4 protein-coding genes and 1 pseudogene are annotated in these 6131 nt (G+C 41.4%); 4 read left to right on the top strand and 1 reads right to left on the bottom strand.

Annotated features, from left to right (window positions below; genetic code table 11):
- Positions 1-23 precede the first annotated feature (23 nt).
- Together B0185_RS07065 and B0185_RS10355 are read left to right on the top strand one after the other, a co-directional pair.
- A complete protein-coding gene (locus tag B0185_RS07065; protein WP_005706507.1) occupies positions 24-839 on the top strand; it encodes an urease accessory protein UreD in 816 nt (271 codons plus the stop codon).
- Between the two features lie 13 nt (positions 840-852).
- Positions 853-1077 (top strand): annotated as a pseudogene (locus B0185_RS10355) (DMT family transporter); the annotation flags it as partial.
- Positions 1078-1155: 78 nt separating this feature from the next.
- Here B0185_RS10355 and bamJ read toward each other — a convergent pair.
- On the bottom strand, positions 1156-1785 hold the full coding sequence (gene bamJ, locus B0185_RS07055) for a BamJ family beta-barrel-assembly machinery protein (RefSeq protein ID WP_005706504.1): 630 nt from the start codon (positions 1783-1785) through the stop codon (positions 1156-1158).
- Positions 1786-1992: 207 nt separating this feature from the next.
- Here bamJ and B0185_RS07050 point away from each other — a divergent pair, with 207 nt between their 5' ends.
- Complete coding sequence (locus tag B0185_RS07050; protein WP_005706502.1) at positions 1993-2634, top strand: MerR family transcriptional regulator; 642 nt, start codon at positions 1993-1995, stop codon at positions 2632-2634.
- A complete protein-coding gene (locus B0185_RS07045; RefSeq protein ID WP_005706473.1) occupies positions 2631-6080 on the top strand; it encodes an acyl-[ACP]--phospholipid O-acyltransferase in 3450 nt (1149 codons plus the stop codon). The genes B0185_RS07050 and B0185_RS07045 overlap by 4 nt, the downstream gene beginning before the upstream one ends.
- The last annotated feature ends 51 nt before the right edge of the window (positions 6081-6131 follow it).

The raw sequence follows: 6131 nt of genomic DNA, 5'->3' as shown, positions 1-6131 counted from the left end.
GGGAGACAGTATCTACAAAATCTATGAACAGCAAATTATCCCTTTCCACCAAACTTTCCCAAAGCGGCAAAACCCAGCTTGCCGAGTACTTTGCGACGCCACCGTTTAAAGTGATAACGTTGCCAAGTTACGATGATGCGTGGGTTAATGGCTTGAATGCGATGCAGATGTCATCCTCTCCGGGAGTGCTGGCGGGCGATGTGTTAGAGATTGACATTTCATTGGCAAAATTGACCGCTCTTTCGCTCAATACGCAGGCATTTACTCGAGTGCAGGCGATGAATGAAGGCGAGAGTGCGATGCAGACAACCCATATTTCGCTTGCGGAAAACAGCCGTTTGTTCTATTTGCCGCATCCACTGGTGTTGCATAAAGATTCCGTTTTTAAGCAGCAAACCCAGATTGAAATGGGCGAACAAAGCGAGCTGATTTACGGTGAAATCGTAGCGATTGGTCGGGTGTTGAATGATGAACGTTTTGCCTTTCGTCAGTTTTCCTCCCATTTGAAGATTTATGCTGTGCAAAACGATGGCAAAAAACGACCGCTTGTCAGTGATTGTATTCAATGGCTGCCATCGAAAATGAACCTCAGCGCTTTGAGCCAGATGGAAAATTACTTCCACCAAGGTTCGCTGACTTATCTAAATTTAGCGAAAAATAATGCGGAAATCAAACAACAAGTGCAAGCCTTGCAGCAACAAAATGCGGAAGAAAAAGATCTACTGATAGGCATTTCCCAGCTGAATGAAAGTGGCTTGATGGTGCGTGTGCTAGGGCGTCGGGCGGAGACGATTCAGCAGTTGTTTGAAAAAATGGGTAAGCAGTTAAAAGTGCTATAATCGTTATTTTTAGTTTGTCGCGTTATCAGGCATTTTTCTTGCCTTTTGGTACGAAAGTATTTATGCGGTGGGGTCAGGAATTTCTACGTTGCTGAACAGCTTGCAGATTTTCTTTTTGGCGGGCATTGGTTACTTTTTCTTTGCGGAAAAACAGAGCAAAATATAGCTATTCAGCCTTGTGTTGGCGGTGATTGGTGTGGTGTTGATTGCCAGCCCAGAACTGGCTCACAACCTTGATGGCGTGTGTATCTTGGGTCGAGGAAGTAAAAAATAAGGCGAACACGGTGTTCGCCTTTCTTTGTGAGTTATGGAGAAATTAAAGAATATCCAATAATTCTACTTCAAACACTAATGTTGCAAATGGAGGAATTGATGCACCTGCACCTCGTTCGCCATAAGCTAATTCGTGAGGGATAGTTAAACGCCATTTTGAGCCAACTGGCATCATTTGTAATGCTTCAGTCCAACCTTTGATCACGCCGTTTACTGGGAATTCAGCTGGTGTGCCGCGTTTTACTGAGCTGTCGAAAACCGTACCGTCAATTAAAGAACCTGTGTAGTGAACACGAACGGTGCTGTCTGCTTTTGGTGTTTCGCCTGTGCCTTCGCTTAATACTTCGTATTGTAAACCGCTTTCAGTGGTGTTCACGCCTGCTGCTTTTTTGTTCTCTTCTAAGAACGCTTTATTCTCTTCATCTAATGCTTTGAATGCTGCCATTTGGGCTTCTTCAGCACGTTGGCTTAATGTTTGAAGTGCTTGCGTCACTTCGTTTAAATCTAATGCAGGTGGGTTTTGATTTAACACATCGTAGATACCCCGTGCGACCGCTTCTGCATCTACGTCCATTCCGCTACCTAAAAGTTGCTGACCGATTTGTAAACCGATACCGTAGCCGCCTTTTGCTTCTACGCTGTCGAATTTCACTGAGTTGAAATCTAATGCCATTTTTTTATTCCTTCTATTTAAGTTAAGACTTGGCAGTTATGGGGCTGAATTTGGTGAATACAAGGCAAAGCAAGAAAAAAGCGATTTAATTTCAAAATAAATTTGCAAATTTTACTAAATGTGTAAAGTGTTACTCTTTACTTTTATTTTAAGGAGATTAAAATAGCAGCCAATTTAATCAATACGATTTTATGAAAAGGAGTTTTTATGCTCAAAATGAATGATTTGGTGAAGTTCAGCCAAACGCCGAAATCCACCATTCTTTATTATGTTAAAGAGGGGTTGTTGCCTGAACCTGTAAAAGATAAGCCGAACTTTCATCTTTATGATGAACGATGTGTGTCATTGTTGGCATTTATCAAATATCTGCAAACTAACTTTAATGCTTCTATTTCACAAATCAAAGATTTGTTTGCCCATTCTGAATTTGATTGGCAAAACCCTTATGAGAGCTTGATTTCATTGATTGGCATTATTATGGGCGCAGAAAACGAAACCTTCTCGCCCGAAGCACTTTGCCAAGAGTTTGGGATTTCTGAACAGGTTTTAAACCAAATGGTAGATGAAGGCTTGTTAAACCCTCGTAATGGCATTTTTACGGGCAAAGAGCGAGAAATTTTAGCGATTATTTACCGTTGTAATGAAGCGGAACGTGCGATGTTAAATAGCTACTTGCAAGCAGCAAAAACATTAGCTCCGCAAGAAGTTGATCTCACAATTTCTGCCATTAAAGAAAATGAGCAAAAAGATGAAAGATTAAAACACCTTTTTGATTTATTGCTGGTGGTAAAACCTTACCTTCTTAATATGAAAACCTTAGCGGTTTATCAACAGGAGATTCAATTATGAAACTCTTAAAACACGCGGGCTTTTTGCCCTATTTAGCCATTGCCTTTTTAAATGCAAGTGTTGATCTTGCCCATAAAATCACTATCCAAAATGTGCTACTCAAAAGTTTTGAGGGTAACACTTTGGTGATGTTAACTGCACTAATCAACGCAATGATTTTATTGCCGTTTATCTTCCTTTTCTCGCCATCTGCCTTTATTAACGATAAATTCTGCCGAACCAAAGTGATCCGTTGGAGTAGCCTTGTAGCCGTTGGTATTAGCGGGGCTATTTTAGTGAGTTATCTCATCGGGCAGTTTTATCTTGCTTTTGCGTTAACTCTTGTGCTTGCAGCACAAAGTGCAGTTTATTCGCCTGCAAAATACAGCATTGTTAAATCAATTGTAGGCACGGAAAACATTGGTTTTGCGAATGGGGTTATTCAAGCGTTGACCATTGTGGCAATTTTGTTTAGCTCTTTTGCATTCTCGATTTTATTTGAAAGCCATTATGTTGCTTCAAGTGAGCCGAATACTGTGCTGCAAAGTGTGTGGTGGATTGGTGTTGCTTTGGTTGCATTTAGTGCATTAGAAGCATTCTTTGCTTTCAAAATTCCTTTCTTCAGCCAACAAGCGGTCGAAAATGAAGAAAAATTTGCAATGTCGAAATACCTTTCGCTAGGCTACTTACGCGATAATATCCGCACCTTGCGTTCAGATAAAAATATCTGGTTAAGTGTGATTGGGTTAAGCTTGTTCTGGGGCGTATCGCAAGTAATTGTGGCGGCTTTCCCGGCACACTATAAAGCGCAGTTTAACGCAGATAATGCGGTTATCATCCAAGCCATCCTTGCGGTAAGCGGTTTAGGTTTAATCGTGGGATCATACCTTGCGGGCAAGGCATCAAAATTACACATTGAGCTTGGGATTGTACCCGTTGGAGCATTAGGGATTTTCGTTTCGCTTTTTTGCCTAACGCTTGTGCAAAACAACGCAATGTTAATGCTTTGCTCTTTTGGATTTGGTTTCTTCGGTGGATTATTTATCGTGCCGTTAAATGCAACCATCCAATATTTTGCCCCTGAAAAAATCAGCGGCAAAATTATGGCGGGCAACAACTTTGTGCAAAATGTCTTTATGGTTGGCTTCTTGCTGCTTAGCATTCTATTTGTAGAGTTTAGCGTTTCAATCACAGGTTTATTCTTAACCGTATCGGTGGTTTGCTTGCTAGGCAGTTTCTATGCAATGTGGCAACTTCCGCACTTATTCACCCGCTTGTTGTTATTACCGTTGTTGAAAACAAACTACCGTTTCCACGTGGAAGGGTTGAAAAACTTACCGCAAAGTGGTGGCGTGTTATTGCTAGGAAACCATATCAGCTGGATCGACTGGCTCGTGTTACAAGCCGCAAGCCCACGTGCGATTAAATTTGTGATGTTCCGTCCGATTTACAACAAATGGTATCTCACTTGGTTCTTACGCATTTTTAAAGTCATTCCAATTGGGGCTGGTTCAAGCCGTGAGTCGATTGAAACTATTCGTAAATATCTTCAAAACGGTGAAGTAGTAGCGTTGTTCCCTGAAGGTCATATTAGCTATAACGGTCAAATCAATGAGTTCAAAAAAGGTTTTGAGCACGTGTTAAAAGATTTGGAAAATGTGACCACCGTGCCATTCTATTTACGTGGCTTATGGGGCAGCAGTTTCTCACGTGCGAATAGCTTCTACAAAAACTTAACCAAACGCCAAGGCAAACGTGAAATCTTGGTGGCATTCGGTAAGCCAATTCACGGCTTTATTGATGCAACTGCGATGAAACAAAAAGTGCTGGAGCTCTCTTATTCTGTGTGGGAAAAAGTGATGCAGAAACGCAAACCGCTTACGCATCACTGGCTTAATAACGCAAAAGCAAATTTATTTAAAGAGTGCGTGGTAGATAGTCAAGGTATGAAACTCAACAACTTGAAATTCATTACTGCAGTGTTATTGATGAGTAAGGCGTTGAAAACACAACTTGGTGATGCGAAAAACGTGGGCGTGTTGTTACCAAGCTCCGCGATTGGAGCAATTGTGAATATGGCGTTGATGATTATCGGCAAGGTGTCTGTAAACCTAAACTATACGCTAAGCCCTGAGGTGATGGCAAAAGCACTTGCCAAAGCTGAAATTGAGCATGTGATTTCAGCCGAGAAATTCCTCAACAAACTAAATGCAAAAGGCTTCTGTTTCGATGAAGTGTTGGCAGGCAAGTTATTACAAGCGGACGAAATTGCAAAACAATTTACCAAAGGCGAAAAAGTGAAAGCGATGCTCACGGCATTACTTGTACCAGTGTGGTGGATTAAATTGATGTACTTTGCAGAAATTCAATTAAGTGATACCGCAGTAATCTTATTTAGTAGTGGCAGTGAAGGCGACCCGAAAGGCATTGAAATTAGTCATAAAAATTTACTCACCAACATCAAACAAGTAAGTGAATTGCTCAATTTCCACAAAGAGGATGTGATTTTAAATTCATTGCCAATTTTCCACTCTTTCGGCTTAACGGTTACAACCTTATTGCCACTTTGCGAAGGGATTAAAATGGTAAGCGTTGCTGACCCGACCGATGGGGCAGAAGTGGGTAAAATGTGTGCAAGACATAACGTCAGCATCCTGTTTGGCACATCAACTTTCTTCCGCTTATATACGCGTAACAAAAAACTTCATCCGTTGATGTTGCAAAGTGTGCGAATGGTGATTGCAGGAGCGGAAAAACTCAAACCAGATGTGAAAGAAGCGTTCCGATTGAAATTTGGTTTAGAGATCTACGAAGGGTATGGTGCAACCGAAACCACCCCAGTGGCAAGCGTGAATATGCCAAATATTCTCGACCCAGATACGTTAAAAGAGTTTAGCTTCAATAAAGTGGGCTCTGTGGGTATGTCATTACCAGGTACGATCATAAAAATTGTCGATCTAAATACGCTGGGAGAATTGCCTGTGGGTGAAGATGGCTTAATTCTGATTGGTGGCGGTCAGGTAATGAAAGGTTACTTGAATGATCCAGAAAAAACGGCAGAGGTGATTGCCGAGCTGGATGGCGTGCGTTATTACAAAACGGGCGATAAAGGGCATATTGATGAAAATGGCTTTGTGACCATTGTCGACCGCTATTCCCGCTTTGCCAAAATAGGTGGTGAAATGATTAGTCTTGGCTCGGTTGAAGAAAATATCGCTCAAGTGCTAAATGATGAACATCAATTTGTCGCGGTTGCGGTGGAAGATGATAAAAAAGGCGAGAAAATTGTCTTGTTGGTGAAATCGGCACTAAGTTTAGAGGAAATCAATGCGCGAATTAAATCACTCAACGTGCCACCAATTATGTTGCCAAGCCGAGTTCTGTTGGTTGATGAAATTCCATTGTTGGGAGCTGGTAAAGTTGATTTCAAAGGGGCAAAAGCATTGGCAGTAATGCTCACTAGATGATTAACCTATGAAAAAAGCGGTATAAATTTTGCAAATCTCCGCAAAAAATGT

Source organism: Haemophilus parahaemolyticus, from assembly GCF_002015035.1.
GTDB classification, from domain to species: Bacteria; Pseudomonadota; Gammaproteobacteria; order Enterobacterales; family Pasteurellaceae; genus Haemophilus_A; species Haemophilus_A parahaemolyticus.
Note: the sequence above shows the minus strand (reverse complement) of the source record. Positions and strands in the feature narration are given on the sequence as shown.